At 59.9% G+C, this 22,145-nt stretch carries 19 protein-coding genes, 3 tRNA genes, 2 pseudogenes and 1 riboswitch; of the genes and pseudogenes, 3 read left to right on the top strand and 21 right to left on the bottom strand.

The window, feature by feature from the left end; all coding sequences use genetic code 11:
• Positions 1-4: 4 nt before the first annotated feature.
• From FZ934_RS04945 to FZ934_RS04865, 17 genes and pseudogenes are all read right to left on the bottom strand, one after another.
• Positions 5-1,516, bottom strand: a complete 1,512-nt coding sequence (locus FZ934_RS04945; RefSeq protein WP_153270152.1) for an NADH-quinone oxidoreductase subunit M — start codon at positions 1,514-1,516, stop codon at positions 5-7.
• Complete coding sequence (gene nuoL / locus FZ934_RS04940) at positions 1,516-3,513, bottom strand: NADH-quinone oxidoreductase subunit L (protein WP_153270151.1); 1,998 nt, start codon at positions 3,511-3,513, stop codon at positions 1,516-1,518. The genes FZ934_RS04945 and nuoL overlap by 1 nt, the downstream gene beginning before the upstream one ends.
• A gap of 7 nt (positions 3,514-3,520) precedes the next feature.
• On the bottom strand, positions 3,521-3,829 hold the full coding sequence (nuoK, locus tag FZ934_RS04935; protein WP_018900202.1) for an NADH-quinone oxidoreductase subunit NuoK: 309 nt from the start codon (positions 3,827-3,829) through the stop codon (positions 3,521-3,523).
• Positions 3,830-3,860: 31 nt separating this feature from the next.
• Complete coding sequence (locus FZ934_RS04930; RefSeq protein WP_153272366.1) at positions 3,861-4,475, bottom strand: NADH-quinone oxidoreductase subunit J; 615 nt, start codon at positions 4,473-4,475, stop codon at positions 3,861-3,863.
• Positions 4,476-4,617: 142 nt separating this feature from the next.
• Positions 4,618-5,109 (bottom strand): NADH-quinone oxidoreductase subunit NuoI, encoded by a 492-nt coding sequence (gene nuoI, locus FZ934_RS04925; RefSeq protein WP_153270150.1) that lies wholly within the window; start codon positions 5,107-5,109, stop codon positions 4,618-4,620.
• Between the two features lie 40 nt (positions 5,110-5,149).
• The gene (gene nuoH, locus FZ934_RS04920; RefSeq protein ID WP_065694129.1) at positions 5,150-6,190 is read right to left on the bottom strand and encodes an NADH-quinone oxidoreductase subunit NuoH; all 1,041 of its coding nucleotides are present in this window, start codon (positions 6,188-6,190) and stop codon (positions 5,150-5,152) included.
• A gap of 12 nt (positions 6,191-6,202) precedes the next feature.
• Positions 6,203-8,284, bottom strand: coding sequence for an NADH-quinone oxidoreductase subunit NuoG (nuoG, locus tag FZ934_RS04915; RefSeq protein ID WP_153270149.1), 2,082 nt, complete (start codon positions 8,282-8,284; stop codon positions 6,203-6,205).
• A gap of 219 nt (positions 8,285-8,503) precedes the next feature.
• On the bottom strand, positions 8,504-9,136 hold the full coding sequence (locus FZ934_RS04910; RefSeq protein ID WP_153270148.1) for a 5' DNA nuclease: 633 nt from the start codon (positions 9,134-9,136) through the stop codon (positions 8,504-8,506).
• A 5-nt stretch (positions 9,137-9,141) separates the two neighbouring features.
• Positions 9,142-10,446: an NADH-quinone oxidoreductase subunit NuoF gene (nuoF, locus tag FZ934_RS04905; RefSeq protein WP_153270147.1), complete on the bottom strand. Its 1,305-nt coding sequence runs from the start codon at positions 10,444-10,446 to the stop codon at positions 9,142-9,144.
• A gap of 10 nt (positions 10,447-10,456) precedes the next feature.
• A complete protein-coding gene (locus tag FZ934_RS04900) occupies positions 10,457-11,590 on the bottom strand; it encodes an NADH-quinone oxidoreductase subunit E (protein ID WP_153270146.1) in 1,134 nt (377 codons plus the stop codon).
• Positions 11,591-11,606: 16 nt separating this feature from the next.
• Entirely contained in the window at positions 11,607-11,879 is a 273-nt protein-coding gene (locus FZ934_RS04895; RefSeq protein ID WP_153270145.1) for a hypothetical protein, read from the bottom strand.
• Entirely contained in the window at positions 11,879-13,069 is a 1,191-nt protein-coding gene (locus FZ934_RS04890) for an NADH-quinone oxidoreductase subunit D (RefSeq protein ID WP_088691826.1), read from the bottom strand. Before FZ934_RS04890 ends, FZ934_RS04895 begins: the two co-directional genes overlap by 1 nt.
• 73 nt (positions 13,070-13,142) lie before the next feature.
• Positions 13,143-13,745, bottom strand: coding sequence for an NADH-quinone oxidoreductase subunit C (locus FZ934_RS04885; RefSeq protein ID WP_113361737.1), 603 nt, complete (start codon positions 13,743-13,745; stop codon positions 13,143-13,145).
• Positions 13,746-13,760: 15 nt separating this feature from the next.
• A pseudogene (locus tag FZ934_RS04880) lies at positions 13,761-14,344 on the bottom strand (NuoB/complex I 20 kDa subunit family protein).
• The gene (locus FZ934_RS04875; protein WP_056820230.1) at positions 14,335-14,700 is read right to left on the bottom strand and encodes an NADH-quinone oxidoreductase subunit A; all 366 of its coding nucleotides are present in this window, start codon (positions 14,698-14,700) and stop codon (positions 14,335-14,337) included. The pseudogene FZ934_RS04880 and the gene FZ934_RS04875 overlap by 10 nt, the downstream one beginning before the upstream one ends.
• Positions 14,701-15,025: 325 nt before the next feature.
• Positions 15,026-15,102 (bottom strand) — tRNA-Asp (locus tag FZ934_RS04870).
• Positions 15,103-15,154: 52 nt separating this feature from the next.
• Positions 15,155-15,231, bottom strand: a tRNA-Asp gene (locus FZ934_RS04865).
• A 396-nt stretch (positions 15,232-15,627) separates the two neighbouring features.
• Here FZ934_RS04865 and FZ934_RS04860 point away from each other — a divergent pair.
• Positions 15,628-15,703, top strand: a tRNA-Val gene (locus tag FZ934_RS04860).
• Positions 15,704-15,913: 210 nt separating this feature from the next.
• Positions 15,914-16,519, top strand: a complete 606-nt coding sequence (locus FZ934_RS04855) for a class I SAM-dependent methyltransferase (protein WP_153270144.1) — start codon at positions 15,914-15,916, stop codon at positions 16,517-16,519.
• A 6-nt stretch (positions 16,520-16,525) separates the two neighbouring features.
• On the opposite strand, the gene FZ934_RS04850 is transcribed toward FZ934_RS04855, so the two are convergent.
• Positions 16,526-16,927, bottom strand: a complete 402-nt coding sequence (locus FZ934_RS04850) for a (R)-mandelonitrile lyase (protein WP_153270143.1) — start codon at positions 16,925-16,927, stop codon at positions 16,526-16,528.
• 234 nt (positions 16,928-17,161) lie between these two features.
• Here FZ934_RS04850 and FZ934_RS04845 point away from each other — a divergent pair, with 234 nt between their 5' ends.
• Positions 17,162-18,148: an aldo/keto reductase gene (locus FZ934_RS04845; protein WP_153270142.1), complete on the top strand. Its 987-nt coding sequence runs from the start codon at positions 17,162-17,164 to the stop codon at positions 18,146-18,148.
• Between the two features lie 65 nt (positions 18,149-18,213).
• Here FZ934_RS04845 and FZ934_RS04840 read toward each other — a convergent pair.
• The 3 genes and pseudogenes from FZ934_RS04840 to hupB form a co-directional block, all read right to left on the bottom strand.
• Positions 18,214-20,411, bottom strand: a pseudogene (locus tag FZ934_RS04840) (esterase-like activity of phytase family protein).
• Positions 20,412-20,493: 82 nt separating this feature from the next.
• Positions 20,494-21,402, bottom strand: a complete 909-nt coding sequence (locus FZ934_RS04835) for a DMT family transporter (RefSeq protein WP_153270141.1) — start codon at positions 21,400-21,402, stop codon at positions 20,494-20,496.
• A 69-nt stretch (positions 21,403-21,471) separates the two neighbouring features.
• Positions 21,472-21,618: riboswitch (FMN riboswitch) on the bottom strand.
• A gap of 120 nt (positions 21,619-21,738) precedes the next feature.
• Positions 21,739-22,014 (bottom strand): DNA-binding protein HupB, encoded by a 276-nt coding sequence (gene hupB / locus FZ934_RS04830; protein WP_007531759.1) that lies wholly within the window; start codon positions 22,012-22,014, stop codon positions 21,739-21,741.
• Between the last annotated feature and the right edge of the window lie 131 nt (positions 22,015-22,145).

Raw genomic sequence — 22,145 nt, 5'->3', positions numbered from 1 at the left:
GTCATCATTTCATAGACAGCGCAACATCATGCGCTGCCTGCACCGCGGCCGAATAGCTATTCACCAGCTGGTCGACGGACGCTGCGGTCACATCGAATACCGGAGCCGGATAGACGCCGAAGAAGATTGTCAGAGCGATCAGCGGATAAAGGATCAGCTGCTCACGCGGCGAGAGGTCGAGGAGAGCCTTGAGCTTTTCCTTTTCCAGCGCACCGAAGATCACGCGGCGGTAGAGCCAGAGCGCATAGGCTGCCGACAGGATGACACCGGTGGCGGCAAAGAGCGCGACCCAGCTGTTGACGCGGAAGACACCGATCAGCGTCAGGAATTCGCCGATGAAGCCCGACGTGCCGGGAAGGCCAACGTTCGCCATGGTGAAAATCATCATAGCAACGGCATACTTCGGCATGTTGTTGACCAGACCGCCATAGGCCGCGATCTCGCGGGTATGAGTGCGGTCATAGACAACGCCGACGCAGAGGAAGAGCGCGCCCGAGACGATGCCGTGCGACAGCATCTGGAAGATCGAACCCTGCAGACCCTGCGCGTTGGCCGCGAAGATACCCATGGTCACGTAGCCCATGTGGGCGACGGACGAGTAGGCGATCAGCTTCTTGATATCGTCCTGCATCAGCGCCACCAGCGAGGTGTAGATGATGGCGATGACCGACAGCGCGAAGACCAGTGGTGCGAAGAAATCGGAGGCAACCGGGAACATGCCGAGCGAGAAGCGGATGAGGCCGTAGCCGCCGAGCTTCAGGAGCACGCCTGCCAGGATGACCGAACCGGCCGTCGGCGCCTGAACGTGGGCGTCGGGAAGCCAGGTGTGGACCGGCCACATCGGCATCTTCACCGCAAAGGACGCGAAGAAGGCAAGCCATAGCCAGGTCTGCATCTGCGGCGGGAACTTGTAGGCGAGCAGCGCCGAGATATCGGTCGTGCCGGCCTGCCAGTACATGGCCATGATGGCGAGCAGCATCAGCACGGAGCCGAGCAGCGTGTAGAGGAAGAACTTGTAGCTGGCGTAGACGCGATCCTTGCCACCCCAGACCCCGATGATCAGGAACATCGGGATCAGGCCGGCTTCGAAGAACACGTAGAAGAGAACGATATCGAGCGACACGAAGACGCCGACCATCATCACTTCCAGCACCAGGAAGGCGATCATATATTCCTTCAGGCGCTTCTCGACGGCGAACCAGCTGGCCAGCACGCAGAAGGGCATGAGGAAGGTCGAGAGGATGACGAACAGCATGGAGATGCCGTCGACGCCGAGATGATAGCTGATGCCCGTGCCGAGCCAGCCGTGCTTCTCGATCATCTGGAAGCCCGGGTTCGCGTTGTCGAAACCGATCCAGATGAACAGCGAGACGATGAAGGTCACGACAGTCGTCAACAGGGTGATGTTGAGGACGTTGCGGCGGCCGTTCGGGCCGTTCTCATTCATCAAAAGCAGCAGCACCACGCCGACGAACGGCAGGAAGGTGACCGTGGAAAGAATAGGCCAATCGGTCATCAGAGGGCACTCCCGAGCATCATCCAGGTAACGAGCGCTGCAACGCCGATCAGCATAGCGAACGCGTAGTGATAGAGGTAACCGCTCTGCAGGCGCACGACGCGGTTGGTGACATCGACGACGCGGGCGGCAATGCCGTTCGGGCCGTAGGTGTCGATGACGCCGACATCACCCTTCTTCCACAGGAAGCGGCCAAGGGCCTTTGCCGAACGGACGAAGAGAAAGTCGTAGAGCTCGTCGAAGTACCACTTGTTCAAGAGGAACTGGTAGAGCACACGATGCTGACGTGCGAGCACGGCCGGCGTCGATGGCGACTTGATGTACATGTACCAGGCGGTGACGAAACCGACGACCATGGCGATGAAGGGGCTGAGAGCGACCATCGCCGGAACGTGGTGGAACTCGTGGACCAGCTCGTTGTGCTCCGAGGTGAACAGCGCGCCCTTCCAGAACTCGGCATATTCCTCGCCGTAGAAGTGCCCTTCGAAGAACCAGCCCGCGAAGACCGCGCCGATCGCCAGGAGATAGAGCGGGATAAGCATGACCTGAGGCGATTCGTGAACGTGGTGCATGACCTCGTGCGAAGCGCGCGGCTTGTTGAAGAAGGTCATGAACATCAGGCGCCAGGAATAGAAGCTCGTGAACAGAGCCGCGATAACCAGCATGGTGAAGGCGAAGCCCGCGACCGGCGAATGCGATGCGTAGGTTGCCTCGATGATCACGTCCTTCGAGAAGAAGCCGGCAAAGCCGATCGGCGTGAACGGAATGCCGACGCCGGTAATGGCGAGCGTGCCGATCAGCATCATGACGAAGGTCACCTTGATGTGCGGACGCAGACCACCCATGTGACGCATGTCCTGCTCGCCATCGACGGCGTGGATGACCGAGCCGGCGCAAAGGAAGAGCAGTGCCTTGAAGAAGGCGTGCGTGAAGAGGTGGAAGATGGCAGCGCCATAGGCGCCGACGCCGAGAGCGACGAACATGTAGCCGAGCTGCGAACAGGTCGAGTAAGCGATGACGCGCTTGATGTCGTTCTGCACGAGGCCGACGGTTGCCGCGAAAAAGGCGGTGATCGCACCGATGATTGTGACGACGGTCAGCGCATCCGGGGACAGTTCGAACAGCGGCGACATGCGGGCGACGAGGAAGACGCCGGCGGTGACCATGGTTGCGGCATGGATGAGCGCCGACACAGGCGTCGGGCCTTCCATGGCATCAGGCAGCCAGGTGTGCAGCAGGAACTGCGCCGACTTGCCCATCGCGCCCATGAAGAGCAGAAGGCAAGCGCCGGTCAGCGCATGGCCCTTGTCGAGATGCATCCCGAAGAGGTTCAGGACCACTTCGTGGCTCTCGCCGCCTTCAGCGTGCGCGAAGCTCGCCGCATTGGCGAAAATCGTGTCGAAGTTGATGGCGCCGAAGAGAACGAAAACGCTGGCGATGCCGAGAATGAAGCCGAAGTCGCCAACGCGGTTGACGATGAAGGCCTTCATGGCGGCGGCGTTCGCCGACGGCTTCTTGAACCAGAAGCCGATGAGCAGATAGGACGCCAGACCCACGCCTTCCCAGCCGAAGAACATCTGGGCAAGGTTGTCAGACGTGATCAGCATCAACATCGCGAAGGTAAAGAGCGACAGATAGGCGAAGAAGCGCGGGCGATGCGGGTCATTATGCATGTACCCGATCGAATAGAGATGGACGAGTGTCGAAACCGAGTTGACGACGATCAGCATGACCGAGGTCAGCGTGTCGATGCGCAGCGACCAGGAGACGTCGATGCCGCCGGACTGGATCCAGCGCAGGATTTCGACCTTGATCGGGCCGCCTTCGACATGGCCCATGCCAACGGTGATGAAGACGTACCACGACAGAACAGCCGCGATGATCATCAGACCGGTGGTAACGAATTCCGATGCCTTGGCGCCGATCGCGCGGCCGAAAAGGCCGGCGATGATCGCGCCGATCAGGGGAAGAAAGACGATAGCCTTATATAAAAACATAGCCTTATCAGCCCTTCATCATATTAACGTCTTCGACCGCGATCGAGCCGCGGTTACGGTAGAAGACGACGAGAATTGCGAGACCGATGGCCGCTTCAGCAGCAGCGACGGTCAGAATGAACAATGCAAAGACCTGGCCGACAATGTCGTTGAGGAACGACGAGAAGGCGACCATGTTGATGTTGACGGCGAGCAGAATGAGCTCGATCGACATCAGGATGACGATGATGTTCTTCCGGTTCAGGAAGATGCCGAAGACGCCGAGCGTGAAGAGGATGGCGCTGACCGTCAGGTAATGGGAAAGTCCGATGACCATTGTGTGTTGTTTCCTTAAGCTCGCGCCTGCCTCAGAGACCCTGCCCCGGCTTCACCGTGACCACCTCGACGGCGGTCTTCGGATTGCGGGCAACCTGGTTGGCAATGTTCTGCCGCTTGACCGTCGTGCGATGCTTGAGCGTCAGCACGATCGCCCCGATCATTGCGACCAGAAGCACAAGGCCGGCAACTTCGAAGAAGTAGACGTAATTCGTATAGAGGACATCGCCGAGTGCCGCGGTGTTGGTGCGCTCCGTCAGAGCCGGGATCGGCATCGCGACTGTCTTCGCGATCTCCGGCGAGATGACGCTGCCGCCAACGACAACGATAAGCTCAGCCGCGAGGATCACCCCGATCAGCGCGCCGATCGGCGCATATTCGAGAACGCCGGCTCGCAGCTCCGTGAAGTCGATGTCGAGCATCATGACCACGAAGAGGAAGAGAACGGCCACAGCCCCGACATAAACGACCAGCAGGATCATCGCGAGGAATTCAGCGCCAAGCAGCAGGAACAGGCCCGCCGCATTGAAGAAAACCAGGATCAGGAAGAGAACCGAATGAACCGGGTTCTTCGACCAGATAACCATGAACGCCGACGCTATCGCGATAAAGGCGAAAAGATAGAAAAATAGAGCCTGCAGACCCATGTTGGTGCCTTTTTTCATCTTCCCCCGGGCAGCCGGGAGTTTCCCTGCCCGATGAAGCTTCGCGCGGAATTATCCGGCAAAACTCCGGTGCATGTTGACCGGAAGCCGCGTCAGGCGCGGCGTTCCGGCATTTCAATTTCGATCAACGGTATGGCGCATCCAGCGCGATGTTGCGCGCAATTTCGCGCTCCCACCGGTCGCCGTTATCGAGGAGCTTCTGCTTGTCGAAGTAGAGCTCTTCGCGTGTTTCCGTCGCAAATTCGAAATTCGGGCCTTCGACGATCGCATCGACCGGGCATGCTTCCTGGCAGAAGCCGCAGTAGATGCACTTCACCATGTCGATGTCGTAACGAACCGTGCGGCGCGTCCCATCGTTGCGGCGCGGGCCGGCTTCGATGGTGATCGCCTGGGCAGGACAGATCGCCTCGCACAGCTTGCAGGCGATGCAGCGTTCTTCGCCGTTGGGATAACGGCGCAGAGCGTGTTCCCCGCGGAAGCGCGGGCTGACCGGCCCTTTTTCGAACGGATAGTTGACCGTTGCCTTCTGCTTAAAAATGTACCGGAAGGTCAGCCAGAACGCACTGACGAATTCCTTCAGGAACAGCGAGCTGACCGCGTTGGACAAGCCTGCCATCTTCAACCTCCAAAATTGCTTGAAACGAGGGCCGACATCATCACGAACCCATCAGCTTCAGCACGAATGCAACGATAACGACCATTGCCAGCGACAGCGGAAGGAAGACCTTCCAGCCGAGGCGCATCAGCTGGTCGTAGCGGTAGCGCGGCACGAATGCCTTCACCATCGCGAACATGAAGAACACCAGGCACGACTTCAGCATGAACCAGATGATGCCAGGAACCCAATTCAGGAACCATACATCGACGGGCGGGAGCCAGCCTCCGAGGAACAGAATCGTCGTCAGCGAGCACATCAGAACGATGGCAGCGTATTCGCCGAGCATGAACATCATGTAGAGCGCGGAGCCGTATTCGACCATGAAGCCTGCGACGAGTTCGGATTCAGCTTCCGGAAGGTCGAAGGGCGGACGGTTCGTTTCAGCGAGCGCCGAAATGAAGAAGATGATGAACATCGGGAATAGCGCGAGCCAATGCCAATCCAGGAAGGACGCCGGCAGCCCGAGGCGCGTTCCGATGCCGCTCTGCTGAGCGTGAACGATATCCGTCAGGTTCAACGAGCCCACGCAAAGCAGGACGGTGACGATAACGAAGCCGATCGAGACTTCGTAGGACACCATCTGCGCCGCCGAGCGAAGCGCTCCGAGGAACGGGTACTTCGAGTTCGAAGCCCAGCCACCCATGATGACGCCATACACTTCGAGCGACGAGATCGCGAAGATGTAGAGAATGCCGACGTTGATGTTCGAGATCACCCAGCCATCGGCGAATGGTACGACGGCCCAGGTCGACAGCGCCAGAAGCACAGTGACCAGCGGCGCCAGAAGGAAAACCGCCTTGTCGGCGCCGGCCGGAATGATCGGCTCCTTGAAGACGAACTTCAAAAGGTCGGCGAAGGACTGGAAAAGACCCCACGGACCCACCACATTCGGACCACGACGGAGCTGAACTGCTGCCCAAATCTTACGGTCGGCCAGCAGGATGTAGGCGATGAAGACGAGAAGGCAAACGAGGACGAGAAGCGACTGACCGACCATAAGGAGGCCAGGCAAGACATAAGTTGAAACAAACGATTCCATAGTCCCCTGCCCTTACTCTGCCGCGACTTTAAAGTTGTTGCGGGCCAATGCCGAGCACTCCGCCATTACGGCCGAAGCGCGCGCGATCGGGTTCGTCAAATAGAAGTCTTTGACCGGCGACGCAAACCCGGATTTGTTCATCTTGCCGGCTTTTTTCGCGACTGCGGCAATTTTGGCGCTGTCGCTTTCAGCGATATCATCAAGTGCCGCGAAATGCGGGAAAGCCGCATAGAGCTTCGCACGCAATTCGCCAAGCGAATCAAACGGAAGCTTCTTGCCGAGCACGTCGGAAAGGGCACGGATGATCGCCCAGTCCTCACGGGCGTCGCCAGGCGCGAAGCCTGCGCGGTTGCCCATCTGAACGCGGCCTTCGGTGTTGACCCAGGTGCCGGACTTTTCGGTGTAGGCAGCGGCCGGCAGGATGACGTCGGCATAGTGGGCGCCGTTGTCACCATGCGATCCGATGTAGACCGTCAGCTTTGCATTCTTGGCGGCGAAATCGAGTTCGTCGGCGCCGAGCAGGAACAGCACGTCCATAGCCGCCAGCATTTCCGCAGCATTGACGCCCTTTGTGCCCGGCACGAAGCCGAGGTCGAGGCCGCCGACGCGCGCTGCCGCCGTATGCAAAACGGCAAAGCCGTTCCAGCCATCGACAACTGCGCCCACCGCGCCTGCAAGCTTTGCAGCACTGGCGAGAACGCCGGCGCCATCAGCGCGCGACAACGCGCCCTGGCCGATAAGGATCATCGGCTTCTTGGCATCGGTCAGAACCTTGGCGAAGGCATGGTTGCCGTCGACGAGATCCTTCAGCGTATCAGGGCCAGCGCCGAGATATTCATAGTCATAACGCAGTTCGCCCGCTTCACCGATCACCGCGATCGGGAAGTTGCCGCGACGCCAGCGCTTGCGAATGCGAGCATTGAGGATAGCGGCTTCAAAGCGCGGGTTGGCGCCGATAATCAGCAGAGCGTCCGCCTGTTCGATGCCTTCGATCGTCGGGTTGAAGAGGTAGCTTGCACGACCGAGCGACGGATCGAGTGCCGCCCCATCCTGGCGACAGTCGAGGTTCTCGGAACCGAGCGACTTCACCAGCTCCGACAGAGCATACATTTCTTCGACGGATGCGAGGTCACCAGCGATCGCGCCAATCTTGTCGCCGCTCGTGGCCGAAACAGCAGCCTTGATGGCGCCAAAGGCTTCGCCCCAGGTCGCAGCCTGCAGACGGCCGTCCTTGCGGACGTACGGGCGGTCGAGGCGCTGTGTCTTCAGGCCATCCCAGATGAAGCGGCTCTTGTCGGAGATCCACTCTTCGTTGATCTGGTCGTTGACGCGCGGCAGAACGCGCATGACTTCGCGGCCGCGCGTGTCGACGCGGATCGCGGAACCGAGCGCGTCCATGACGTCGATCGATTCGGTCTTGTTCAGTTCCCACGGACGAGCCGTGAAAGCGAAGGGCTTGGAGGTGAGCGCACCAACCGGGCAAAGGTCAACAACGTTGCCCTGCAGCTCTGATGTCATCGCCTGCTCGAGATAGGTGGTGATCTCGGCATCTTCGCCGCGGCCGATCAGACCAAGTTCGGAAATGCCGGCCACTTCTGTCGTGAAGCGAACGCAGCGCGTGCAGTGAATGCAGCGGTTCATGACCGTCTTGACGAGCGGTCCGATGTACTTGTCCTCGACGGCTCGCTTGTCTTCCTGATAGCGCGAGCTGTCGATACCGAAGGCCATCGCCTGGTCCTGCAGATCGCACTCGCCGCCCTGATCGCAGATCGGGCAATCCAGCGGATGGTTGATCAGCAGAAATTCCATCACGCCTTCGCGGGCCTTCTTGACCATCGGCGTGTTGGTGAAGACTTCAGGCAGTTCGCCGTTCGGGCCGCCGCGGATATCGCGTACGCCCATAGCGCAAGATGCCTGCGGCTTCGGCGGGCCGCCCTTCACCTCAACGAGGCACATGCGGCAGTTGCCGGCAACCGAAAGGCGCTCATGGAAGCAGAAGCGCGGAACTTCAGCACCAGCTTCCTCACACGCCTGAATGAGGGTGTAATGATCCGGAACTTCGATCTCGTTGCCGTCAATCTTCAGTTTTGCCATCGTCACTCAGTCCTGTTTTCCGTTTGCCGGATGGCGGCAAACAAACCCATTTTGCAACAATTTCGCTGCCAGGCCGGATTCTGTCCCGTTGGCATCGGTGTCGCTCAAATTCTCCGCTCACCCCGAGATCCGGGATCAGCTTTCGGCTTCCGCGGTTTTCGGGCCCCTGCCCTTTCGCCGTTCAGCCTTGACCATGCTCCGGCCTTCCGGCCGAAAAAACTACTTCCGTTTGCGGCCCTTGGCAGCGAGCGCCTTTGCCTGCGCTATCCAGCCGTCACGAGCAATGCGACCATCAAAGCCGAGCTCGGCATCGATCCTGGCCGCGTCTTCTTCGGACCAGCCGGCGATGACGGAGAAGCTGCGAACGCCTTTGGCATTCAACACCTGCTCGATCTTCGGGCCGACGCCGGAAATCTGCTTCAGATCGTCAGCCTTACGGGCGCGCGATGCCGGCCTTGTAACCACGTCCAGCTTTACGACTGGTTGCTGAACCGGAACAACCGACAGCTTTACCTTGGAAGCGGCCTCGTTTGCGGGCGCCGACCGAACATTTTCCGGGCGGACCTCGACTTCGGGCTTGCCTTCGTCCGGTGGCGTCTCGTCGAGAACAGCCGCGAGCTTGCTCGTTGCGTCCATCGCACCCTGCAGGGCGCCGAGAAATGCGCCAGCCATCTGCGTCGAAAAACCAAAGCCGATCGCCGTAGCGGCAGCCATCGCCGCAGCAGGGTTCACCATGACAGGCGGCATCGGAAGCGCGCGGGCGTTTTCGAGCATCTCGGCGGCAAGACGGCCGAAGTCGGCCGAGAAATCAGCCGCCCCTTCCTTCTTTGTCCCGTCGGATGCCTTCGTCATCGCCCTTACTCTGCAGCCTCGAGAACCGCACCGTGATCCAGCGCGCTCGCCGTATACTGGTCGATGCGTGCTTCGATCTCCGGACGGAAATTACGGATCAGACCCTGCACCGGCCATGCGGCAGCATCGCCGAGCGCACAGATGGTGTGGCCCTCGATCTGCTTGGTGACCTGGAACAGCATGTCGATTTCGCGCTTCTGCGCGTTGCCCTTGGCCATACGCTCCATGACGCGCCACATCCAGCCGGTACCTTCACGGCACGGCGTGCACTGTCCGCAGCTCTCGTGCTTGAAGAAGGCCGAGATGCGGGCGATCGCCTTGATGACGTCGGTCGACTTGTCCATGACGATCGAAGCGGCCGTACCGAAGGAGGAGCCGACAGCGCGAAGGCCGTCGAAGTCCATCGGGCAGTCAATGATGTCCTTGGCCGGAACGATCGGGCACGATGCGCCGCCGGGAATGACGGCCAGAAGGTTGTCCCAGCCGCCGCGAATGCCGCCGGCGTGACGATCAACGAGCTCACGGAAGGTGATGCCCATTTCTTCTTCAACGGTGCACGGCTTGTTGACGTGACCGGAGAGCATGAACAGCTTCGTGCCGACGTTGTTCGGGCGACCGAGCGAGGAGAACCAGCCAGCACCACGACGCAGGATCGTCGGAGCAACGGCGATCGACTCGACGTTGTTGACGGTCGTCGGGCAGCCGTAGAGACCCATGTTAGCCGGGAACGGCGGCTTGAGGCGCGGCTGACCCTTCTTGCCTTCGAGGCTTTCGAGAAGTGCTGTTTCTTCGCCGCAGATATAAGCGCCGGCGCCGTGGTGGACATAGATGTCCATGGGGTAGCCGAGCTTGTTGCTCTTGCCGAGCAGACCGTAGTCGTAGCACTCGTCGATCGCGGCCTGGAGGGCTTCGCGCTCGCGGATGTATTCACCGCGGACGTAGATGTAGGCAGCGTTCGCGCCCATGGCGAAGCTTGCGATCACACAGCCTTCGATCAGCGTATGCGGATCGTGGCGCATGATGTCGCGGTCCTTGCAGGTGCCCGGCTCCGACTCGTCGGCATTGACGACGAGATAGTGCGGACGACCATCCGATTCCTTCGGCATGAAGGACCACTTGAGACCGGTCGGGAAGCCTGCGCCGCCACGACCGCGAAGACCGGAGGCCTTCATCTCGTTGATGATCCAGTCGCGACCCTTTTCGAGGATCTGCTTGGTGCCGTCCCAGTGGCCGCGGCTCATCGCGCCCTTCAGGGACTTGTCCTTGAGGCCGTAGATATTGGTAAAGATGCGGTCTTTATCTTGTAACATGCTTCACCTCTTACCGCGGCTTCTTACCGAAGACCTTGATATATTCCGCTTCGCCGCCCTTGGCGAGCGCCTTGGCCTGCTTGACCCAGTCGTCGCGATCGATGCGACCCTTGAAGTTCAGGTAGCCATCAACCCACTCGCGCTCCGCCTTCTTCCAACCCGCGACTTGCGCGAAGGTGAAGATGCCGAGTTCGTGGAGCGTGCCCTCGATCTTCGGACCGACGCCGGAGATCAGCTTCAGATCGTCTGGTGTCTCGGGCTTCTCGATGCCAGCAGGACGGTTCTTGTCGCTCAGCGAAGGCTTGGCGGTATTTTCAACCAGAGCTGCTGTCGCCCCCGCCGGCTGTTCTTCCACCGCCTTGGCATTCTTCGCGGCAGCCTTCGGCGCCGTGACAGGCGTCTTCAGGGCTGCGTTGGTTTCGGCGTCGGTGCTCTTCGGACGCGCCGCTTCAGACGGGGGAACCGGAGCAGCATCGACCTTTGCAGTTGCGGCTTCGGCAACAACCTTCTTGGCGGATGCCTTCTTCTTCGGCTCCTCGTCCGTCAGGGACGTCGGGCCACCTTCAGGCGAAGAGAAGTGACGATCGATCTGCGGGCCAACCTTGATGCTGGCGCCGTTGCCGGCTTCGAACGTGTCGATGATCTCTTCGAGACGCGCCGGCGTCAGGTCCTCGTAGGTGTCCTTGCCGATCATGACCATCGGCGCGTTGACGCACGCCCCAAGACATTCGACTTCTTCCCACGACAGCGTTCCCTCGGCGTTCCGCTCGAAGGGATGATGATGGATCTTGCTCTTGCAGACCGCCATCAGGCTTTCCGAGCCACGTAGCATGCAAGGCGTCGTGCCGCACACCTGGATGTGGGCGCGCGTGCCGACCGGGCCGAGCTGGAACTGCGTGTAGAAGGTCGCAACTTCGAGAACACGGATGTAGGCCATGTCGAGCATGTCGGCGATCTTTTCGATCGCTGCTCGGGTGACCCAACCATCCTGTTCCTGCGCACGCATCAACAGCGGAATGACCGCGGACTGCTGACGGCCTTCGGGATATTTCTGGATCGTCTTATCCGCCCAGGCTGCGTTCTCGTCATTGAAGGCGAACGCGGCTGGCTGGAATTGATCTTCGGCTAATCGACGAACGGACATTCTTCCTCACGCCTTGTCAGTTTATGGTCCCGCACTGCGATGCCGTCAGAGACTTCATCTCGCATGCGTAGGCCGACTGGTCTTTTTGCAAAAACACAACGAACTTGCCGCCGTTCGGAACGGCGGCCTTGATTTCATAGCCCTTGGACAAGAGCTCACCCATGGAAGCCTTTGATGCCGGCGGCTGCACCTCGTCCTGACCCAATTTAGGGCCCATTCCGCCGACTTCCTGGGCGAAGGCCCCGGAAGAAGCGAAAATAACGAGAGTGGCCAACCGAAGCAGCTTCATTAGCGGTCTACCTCACCGAACACGATGTCGAGCGAACCGAGCACGGCGGTTACGTCGGCAAGCATGTGGCCCTTGCAGAGGAAGTCCATCGCCTGCAGGTGGGCATAGCCCGGGGCGCGGATCTTGCAACGGTAGGGCTTGTTGCTGCCATCGGCGACGACGTAGACGCCGAATTCGCCCTTCGGCGCTTCGACAGCTGCATAAACTTCGCCGGCGGGAACGTGGTAGCCTTCGGTGTAGAGCTTGAAGTGGTGGATCAGCGCTTCCATCGAACGCTTCATCTCGCCACGCTTCGGCGGAACAACCTTGCCGTCGATCGACGAGACCGGGCCTGTCTTGGCGCTGCCCATCAGGCGCTCGACGCACTGCTTCATGATGCGGACCGACTGGCGCATTTCGATCATGCGGATCAGGTAGCGGTCGTAGCAGTCGCCGTTCTTGCCGATCGGAATATCGAATTCCATATCGTTGTAGCACTCATAGGGCTGCGAGCGACGCAGATCCCATGCAGCACCCGAACCGCGAACCATGACGCCCGAGAAGCCCCAGGACCACGCATCTTCCAGCGATACGACGCCGATATCGACGTTACGCTGCTTGAAGATGCGGTTGTCGGTCAGGAGACCTTCGATATCGTCGAGGATCTTGAGGAACGGGTCGCACCACTTGCCGATATCCTCGACCAGTTCCGGCGGGATGTCCTGGTGGACGCCGCCCGGACGGAAGTAGGCAGAGTGCATACGGGCGCCACAGGCGCGCTCGTAGAACACCATCAGCTTTTCACGCTCCTCGAAGCCCCAGACCGGCGGCGTCATCGCCCCGACGTCCATGGCCTGTGTCGTCACGTTCATGATGTGCGACAAGATTCGGCCAATTTCGGAGTACAGAACTCGAATCAGCTGACCGCGAATCGGAATTTCGAGCTTCAACATCTTTTCGACGGCGAGCGCGAAAGCGTGTTCCTGGTTCATCGGCGCGACGTAGTCGAGGCGATCGAAATAAGGAACGGCCTGAAGATAGGTCTTCGTTTCGATCAGCTTTTCGGTGCCGCGGTGCAGCAGGCCGATATGCGGATCGACGCGCTCGATGATTTCGCCATCGAGTTCAAGCACGAGACGCAGAACGCCGTGCGCGGACGGATGCTCCGGCCCGAAGTTGATCGTAAAGTTGCGAACGTTATGTTCAGTCATAGCGACGCGCTCCGCGCTGGCAATTGGCATGAGACGGCGAACAGAGAGGCTTCAAGAAATCCGAGCCTCATCTTCACTTCGCAGCCTTCTCGTCTCCCGGCAGCACGTAGTCGGTGCCTTCCCATGGGGACGTGAAATCGAAATTGCGGAATTCCTGCTTCAGTTCGACGGGTTCGTAGACGACGCGCTTTGCAGCATCGTCATAACGCACTTCGACGTAACCCGTTGTCGGGAAGTCCTTGCGGAGCGGGTGACCTTCAAAGCCGTAGTCCGTCAGCAGGCGACGCAGGTCGGCGTGACCGGAGAACGGAATGCCGTACATGTCCCAAGCTTCGCGCTCGAACCACTCGGCACCCTTGTAGACCGCAGTCGCCGATGGAACCGACTCGCCGTCAGCCACAGCAACCTTCACGCGGATACGCAGGTTCTGCTTCGGCGACAGGAGATGATAAACGACATCGAAACGCTTCTCGCGCTGCGGCCAGTCGACGCCGCAGATGTCGATCATGCTGATAAAGCCGCAACGTGCGTCGTCGCGCAGGAACGTCAGCAGCGCCAGAATCGTTTCCGGCGTAGCGGTTACGTTCAGCTCGTCGTAGCTGATGGATGCATCGAGAAAGAGGTCGCCACGCATCTCACGGAGATACGAGGACAGTTCGCTCAAGGCTTCACTCATGACAGTCCTCCGCCCTTAGCGCTCGATCGTTCCGGTTCGACGGATCTTCTTCTGCAGAAGCAGCACCCCGTAGAGCAGCGCTTCTGCCGTGGGGGACAGCCCGGCACGTAGATATCGACAGGAACGACACGGTCGCAACCACGCACGACCGAATAGGAATAGTGATAGTAGCCGCCGCCGTTTGCGCAGGAGCCCATCGAAATGACGTAACGCGGCTCAGGCATCTGGTCGTAGACCTTGCGGAGCGCAGGCGCCATCTTGTTGGTCAGCGTGCCGGCAACGATCATGACGTCGGACTGGCGCGGCGAAGCGCGCGGAGCAACACCGAAGCGCTCCATGTCGTAACGCGGACCGGAGACCTGCATCAGGCCCTCAACGGCGCAGCAGGCAAGACCGAACTGCATCCACATCAGCGAACCCGTACGCGCCCAGGTGATCAGGTCGCGCGTGGACGTAACGAGAAAGCCCTTGTCGGCCAGCTCGTCGTTGATCTCGCCGAAGAATGCACTGTCGCTACCGATCGGCTTGCCCGTTGCCGGATCGATGATGCCCTTCGGGTGCGGCGCAACGAGCGCCTTGTCGCTTTGGGCTACTCCCATTCCAGGGCTCCCTTTTTCCATTCATAGATAAAGCCGATGGTCAGCACACCGAGGAAGACCATCATGGACCAGAAGCCGAACCAACCGATCGCGCCGAAAGAAACGGCCCACGGGAACAGGAAGGCGACCTCGAGGTCGAAGATGATGAAGAGGATCGACACCAGGTAGAAGCGGATATCGAACTTCATGCGGGCGTCGTCGAATGCGTTGAAGCCGCACTCGAAGGCCGACAGCTTTTCCGAATCAGGCGCCTTGTAGGCAACGGCGAACGGCGCGATGAGAAGCGACAGGCCGATTACAAGGGCGATACCAATGAAAATAGCGATCGGAATATAGGAACTGAGCAGTCCAGTCATCAGGTTCTTCCCTGCTTGCGGGCTGCGCCGGGAGGCGCAAGTGGGCAATTGCCCGGCAAGCGAACGTGCGTTGCAACAGAGCCGTGGTTAGCGCAGCCAGCGCCACGGCGCAAGACTTTTAGAGCACCAATTCGACTGTCGAGCCGCGACATTATCAAGCAGATGCAATGATGTCGCGACAAATCCACACAAGTTGATTCCGACTGCATGCCAGCCCATCGGATAATGCATGGCTCGCGGTAAATCGCAAAGACCGAGCCGGCCAGAAACAGCGCAAACGCGCATCGCAAAAACGGCATAACGCAAAGAGGAGGAGAAGAAGAAATGGCGCGAGTGACGGGGCTCGAACCCGCGACCTCCGGCGTGACAGGCCGGCACTCTAACCGACTGAGCTACACCCGCGCACTATGGACAAGAAGACCGGATCAAACACTTTTCAGTGCCTATCTTGAAATGGCGCGAGTGACGGGGCTCGAACCCGCGACCTCCGGCGTGACAGGCCGGCACTCTAACCGACTGAGCTACACCCGCATTCATTTCAAGCGATCCGGAAGCTTTCGCGTCCGGGTCAAAGCAGCGTTGCCGCTTCGATGAGCGGCTAACTAAGGGGTTCGCATTTCAGTGTCAAGCAGCTTCGGAGACAAAACGATGACAGTGTGCGAATTGTTTTTGGAGAACCGGAATCCACAGGCAAAATCAGGGCATTAATAACGACGTCCTTATAGAGACCGATGGAGCACCTTTATACCACGCGGCCTCCCCTCGCCCATGCAAGTGTTTTCCACAACACGAAAAGCCCGGATAAAAGGCATCGCGGGCGGGCCTGCGAAAAAAATCAAAAAAATCTTCACAAACACTCTTGCGGTTTTTCCGCGATCCGCATAGATCACAGCCACCGACGCGGCGGACATGATCCGATCAGCGAGCGGGCGATTAGCTCAGTTGGTAGAGCGCCTCGTTTACACCGAGGATGTCGGGAGTTCGAGTCTCTCATCGCCCACCATTCTTTCCCCTTCCAAAACTTGAATGCTTTGAATTGCTAAGAGGCTTTCACGACCGTTTCCGGTAATGGAATCGCTTTCGTTGCGGCTATCTGCGCGCTTGCGCGCGATATCTTGAACGTCTTGAGGGTAGCCAAGCGCGTGACCGCCTCGCTATATGGTCGGGAGCGCTCGTCGCTTCGAGCCCTGACTGAAACAGCAGAGATCATACCATGAAGACACGCGAAGAACGGCAGGCGCAGCGTGCGGCCATGCCGCGCACGACACTCGCCGCTCACCATATGGAGAATGCAAGGCTTCTGCCGGATCGCGGCGAACTGCTTTATCGCATTCCGAACGGCGGTATCGGCGTCGAGGTCGGTGCGGCTTTCGGCGAGTACACCGCGGAGATTCTGGAGAAGAATCGCCCGTCGCAGCTCTATCTCATCGATCCCTGGAGCATGGATCGCTACAGCTCCGGCCTTGATCGCATCCACACGCAGTTCAAGAACGAGATCGAGCGGGGTCAGCTGCACCTTATGCAGGGCACGTCGCTGGAAAAGCTCTCCGAGTTCGAAGACGGATTCCTCGACTGGGCCTATATCGACACGGATCATTCGTTCGAGCTGACCTGGCAGGAGCTGCTGATCTGCGAGAAAAAGGTCAAGCGCACCGGCCGAATCGCCGGACACGATTTCTGCACCGGCAATACGGTAAAGCCCATCGTGTACGGCGTCGTCGAAGCCGTCACCAAATTCTGCAAGGACTATGGCTGGCAGTTCGAGTTTCTGACCGTCGAATCACACGCTCACTTTTCCTACTGCCTGAAGCGGCTCTGAGCGGCTTCAGGTCTTTCCCGCATATTCGTCGTCACTGACCTGCTCCATCCAATCGGCGGCCTTGCCGTCAAGTGCCTCGTGGATCGCAATATGGGTCATGGCGGTGTCGGGCGCGGCGCCGTGCCAGTGCTTCTCGTCAGGCGCAAACCAGACGGTATCACCGGCACGGATTTCGCGAATCGGCCCGCCCGCGGTTTGCGCCAGGCCCTTGCCTGAGGTGACGATCAGGGTTTGGCCGAGCGGATGGGTATGCCAGGCGGTTCTAGCGCCCGGCTCGAAGGTGACGCTGACCGCCCTCACCCGCGCCGGATCCGGCGCCTCCATCAATGGATCCTGGCGAACCGAGCCGGTGAAATATTCCGCCGGCGCCTTCATCGAGGGTCGTGACCCGCAGGGTTTGATGTCCATCCGATTCCCTTTCGACTATCGCAAGTATCCCGGTCGATCGTAGGCCAAACACTGATCTCATCCAAGCGTTCGGTTGAAATCGTCACGCAGTTCACCGCATGTCACCTTCCGGCGACAATACGATCCAGGAAACGGCGACTTAACGCGCGCTGCGCTCTATCTCCGTTGCGGGTGCTTGCCCGTTGCCTGAGCCACTGCTAGTGCCGAGGGCATTCGTTACGCGGAGGATTTTCCATGAAACAGCATTCTTTCGGCCACCTGCCCCATACGGTCACCAATATCGGCTTTGGCGCCTGGCAAATTGGCGGCGCCTGGGGCGACGTCAGCGAAGCAGACGGCCGCGATGCCCTGAACGCTGCACTCGATGCCGGCATCACCTTTATCGACACGGCCGACGTTTACGGCGACGGTCGCTCGGAGAAAATCATCGCGGATGTTCTCGCCAGCCGCAGCGGCGAGAAACCAATGGTCGCGACAAAGGCCGGGCGCCGGCTCAATCCTCATGTGGCCGAGGGCTACACGAAGGCCAATCTCGAAAGCTTCATCGACCGCAGCCTGAAGAACCTGCGTGCTGACAGCCTCGACCTAGTGCAGTTGCACTGCCCGCCGACGGAGGTTCTCTATCGCCCCGAAGTGTTCGAAGGCCTGAACGAATTGCAGAAGGCCGGCAAGATCATGGGCTACGGGGTCAGCGTCGAGAAGGTCGAGGAAGCACTGAAGGCGATCGAATATCCCGGCGTCGTCAGCATCCAGATCATCTACAACATCTTCCGCCAGCGGCCGGATCACCTGTTCTTCCAGGAAGCGCGCCGGAAGAACATCGCCGTGATCGCCCGCGTGCCTCTGGCAAGCGGCCTGCTCTCGGGCAAGATCACCCGCGAGACGACATTTGCGAGCGACGACCATCGCAATTTCAATCGCCACGGCGAGGCCTTCGACGTCGGCGAGACATTTGCGGGCGTGCCGCTCGAGGTTGGCCTGCAGGCGGTCGAGGAAGTGCGCAAGCTCGTTCCACCGGGCGCAACGATGGCCGCCTTCGCACTGCGCTGGATCCTGATGAGCGATGCGGTCACCGTGGTGATTCCCGGCGCGCGCAATGCAGAGCAGGCGCGCGCCAACGCGGCAGCAGCAAGCCTTGCGCCGCTCTCGCACGACGTCATGGAAGCAACGCGGGAGATCTACGAGAGGCTGGTTGCGCCTTATGTCCACCAGCGCTGGTAAGAGAGAGTAGTAACAAAAATGGCCGGGCTTAGACCCGGCCATTCTTTTTCACGGATGAGCCGATCTCAGTTCGTGCCGACGAGGTCGACCGGGAAGAACAGAGTTTCGCCCGAGGAATCATCCACGCCGTCATTGTCGGTGACCGCGTATGGCTTGCCCGAGGCGTCGAAGGCAAAGCCTTCGAGCTTGTCGAGAACATAGCCGTTGGTGGCGGCCTTCAGTTCCGGAAGGAAGTCGTGGGCTTCCGTCTTCTTCACGACCGGCAGCTCGCCGCCGAGCTTGGCGGGCTTCAGATCGGATATCGCGACCTTGTAGAGCTTCTTCAGCTTGGCCGCGTCACCAACGAGATTGTCGCGCTCGATGATGTAGACGCTGTCGCCGTGAGCGGAAATTTCGGAAAGACCGACCCAGCCGGATTCGGACTTATCCAGCGGATAGCGGACGGCCCCCCACTCCTTGCTCTTCGGATTATAGGAGACGAGCTTGACGAAACCCTTCTCGTCATCCTTCCACTCGCGCTGAACCGCCATCCAGAGCGTCGCATCGTCGCCCGAGCCGACGATCGTGACACCTTCGAACCCGTAGCGGATTTCGTTGGCGATCAGTTCCTTGGGAAGAGCGATTTCTTCCTTGATCTCACCCTTCGGGTTTACGTGATACAGCGCGTGAGGAACAAGCTTCTCGCTGTTGCCTTCCGAGGCCAGCCAGAACCAGCCCTTCGCGTCGACGGCGATACCTTCGATATCCAGCTTCTGCGCCGGCTGGCCATCCCGCTTTACGGTCAGTGTTTCAGTAATCACGGCCGGCTTTTTGGAAGCATCGATCGTGTAGATCGTCGGCTGCATGCCGAGAACGCTGTCGCTGACGGCGAACAGCTGGCCCGGCTTTTCCGGGACCGCAGCAAGGCCCGACAATGCGGCAAAGCCGACTGGATTGCCGCCCTTCTCGGCGGCAACGATCTGCGGATAAGCCATTTCGCCTTCGCCAAGCTCGTAAAGCATCACATGAGACCGCGGACCGCCATCCTTGCCGAGATCGACTTCGTTGGCGGTCGCGAGAAGTTTGCGGGACGGCACAGCGACCGCGCCCTCTGGTGAAACGCCGGATGGAAGGATCTGGAGGAGCTGAGGTTCAGCGCCGGTATCCTTGTAGACCCCAACGACGGAGGCGCGTTCGGCGAGCAGGAATATGTATCGCTGTCCATCGATCGTTGCGACTTCCAGGCCCTCGGGCTCGACGCCCTTGGCGCCAGAGCGCTTGTCCGGATAGTGGCCAGTATTGGCAACCGCACGCTCGAAGGAAGCGCCCGATTCGTAGAGTACCTTGCCGGTCTTGTCGAAGATCGTGAAGCCGCGCGAACCACCCTGGTAGTCACCCTCATTGGCGACAACGAGACGGTCGTTGTCGAGCCACTTCACGGCGTCGGGCTCGCGCGGCACACCCTTGAGTTCGCCGGTGAACTTCAGTGCACCATCGCGCTTGGTGTCGATGCCGGCAAGATCGACGCTGCCGGCGGAGAAGTGCGTCTTCACCGCAGCGGTCGTCGCGTCGATGATGACGATCTCGTTGTTTTCCTGCAGGGTCAGGGCGATCTCGTTCTGATCGTTGAAGGAAACGAACTCCGGCTCCGGATCCTCGGGCGCGATGCCTGCAAGGCCGGTCAGCGTCACATGCTTGATCGAACCGCAATCGACCGCGCCGTTCTTGAGCTGGAATACCACGAGGTCGCCTGCGGGCATCTGCGGGAGCTTGCCGTCGTTGATGTCTTCGTCACGCTCGTTTTCGATCGCGATCGCGCCCAGCGTCTTGTCCTTGTTGAGCGCGATCGAATCCGGCTGCCCCCGAGGTCGCAGGTGTTCTCGATCTTCCGGGTGGCGACGTCGACGATCGCGAGGCGGCCCGACGGCTTCACCTTGCTCTCCGACGTGTTGACTGCAACCAGCGCCTTGCCGGCAGCGGATGTCACGGATGTCGGCTCGCCGTCCATCATCACCGCGCCCCCGGCTTTCGGCGCCCTGGCGTCGGAAATGTCGATGAATCCGATCGCACCGAGCGGGCTGTCGCTGTAGATCAGCGTCATGCCATCGTCGGTGGCCGTGATGATTTCAGCCGACGTGGCCGAAAGCTTGTCCTTTCCCTCGGGCAGGTTGGATGCCACCGGAAAGGTTGCGATACGGTTGAAAACGGGCTCCGCAGCGGCCGGGAACGCGGCCGTCGTCAGGAGTGCCGCAACGAGCACTGTCTTGCGCGATAGAGTTGTCATGAAATCCCCCATGAATTCAAACAAGGGGGTTTTGCGGGACGGGCATGACACCGGAATGACACCGGTGTCATATTTCGACGCGCTAGGCGGTCCGCCGCTCCTTCTTCATTTCATTCCGCATGATGAAGAGCGATGCGCCAAGGATCAGGAGCGCGCCCAGCCAGAGATACCCCGTCGGCGCATAGCCGAAGACCAACCAGCCGGCGAGAACATTGAGGGGTAGCTTCAGGTCATCGAACGGCTGGACGTAGGCGGCGTCCGCAGTCGTATAGGCGAGCGTCAGAAAATACTGGGCAATTACGGTCAGCAGTCCGGCGGCAACGAGCAGGAAGAGAATCTGGCCCGACGGAACGCTGAAGCCCGCGGCGAGCGCCACGGCGCCATTGAACGGCGTCAGCAATGCAAGCAGCCAGACAGTGATGGTCTCTGACCGTTCGACTCCTGTCAGGCTCTTGGTGATCAGCGACGACGCGCCCCACAGAAGCGCCGACAAGATCGGCAACAGGGCTGCCCAGGTGAAGCTATCCGACCACGGCTGCAGGATGATCATCGCGCCGACAAAGCCGACACCGGTGGCAGCCCAGCGCGATACGCCCACATATTCGCCGAGAAAGATGCGGGCGCCCATGATGATGAAGAACGGCGAGGTCATCACCAGTGCGATGGCCTGCCAGATCGGCACCGCCGCCAGTCCGGCGACCCAGGTCATCACGCCGGCGGCGGCAAACGCCACACGAACGACGTGGCGCCAAGGGTAACTTGTTCGCATCGCGCGTATGCCGACGCGGAAAAGAAAAGGCAGAGAGAAGGCCAACGCGAAGGCATATTGCCAGAAGGCGGTGGCCGCCGATGGAAAGCCGAGCTTCATCGTCAGCCACTGCGTGACGATGTTGAGGATCGAGAACGCGATGCCGGCGGCGATCATCCAGGCGGCACCCGCGAGCGCGCGGGAAGAAGAAAATACGGGGGAAGTCTGATTCATGTCTTTCATCCGAAGTGAACACAAATCAGGACGCATGAGTACAACGCAACGGCCAGGGCTTGCGCCCTCACCTGCCTTGCTCATCCTCTTTCATCCGGACTTTAACCGTCGGCTCCGGAATTGCACCGGATCTGCTGACCCTCCCGGCAAGCCGGCAGGCGCTCGCGGGCTCAAGCCGAAGCTCTTACCGCCGGTGGGGACTTTCACCCCGCCCTGAGAACAGCCATTTCGTATGGCAAACCGTCGGTGCCGACAAGTCTCAGCCATGAAAAAAGGGTTCGGCTTTCACCGAACCCTCGAATGCCCGGCGCCGGTCTCGTTACCCGGCTGCCATGCAAATTCGTATCAGCCGTTGACGGCGTCCTTCAGGCCCTTGCCGGGCGTGAACTTCGGCACGTTGCGAGCCGGGATATCGACTTCAGCGCCGGTGGACGGATTGCGGCCCTTGGTGGCAGCGCGATGGGAAACGGTGAAGCTACCGAAACCAGCGAGGCGAACGTCGCCCTTGCCCTTCAGTTCAGCCTGGACAACTTCGAAAACTGCGTCAACTGCGGAAGCAGCATCGGTCTTCGAGAGTCCTGCCTTTTCGGCAACTGCGGACACTAGTTCATTCTTGTTCATGTTTCCACCCCTTTCTAAATGGTTCGAAACGACTCAATCTATAAGCTAGGCGCAGAATAGAGTTCATCAGGCCCGCCGCACCCCAAAGACCCTGCAAATCAAGGAAATGCAAGCGTCTACACATGGTTTTC

The organism is Rhizobium grahamii, assembly GCF_009498215.1.
Lineage (GTDB): Bacteria > Pseudomonadota > Alphaproteobacteria > Rhizobiales > Rhizobiaceae > Rhizobium > Rhizobium grahamii_A.
Note: the sequence above shows the minus strand (reverse complement) of the source record. Positions and strands in the feature narration are given on the sequence as shown.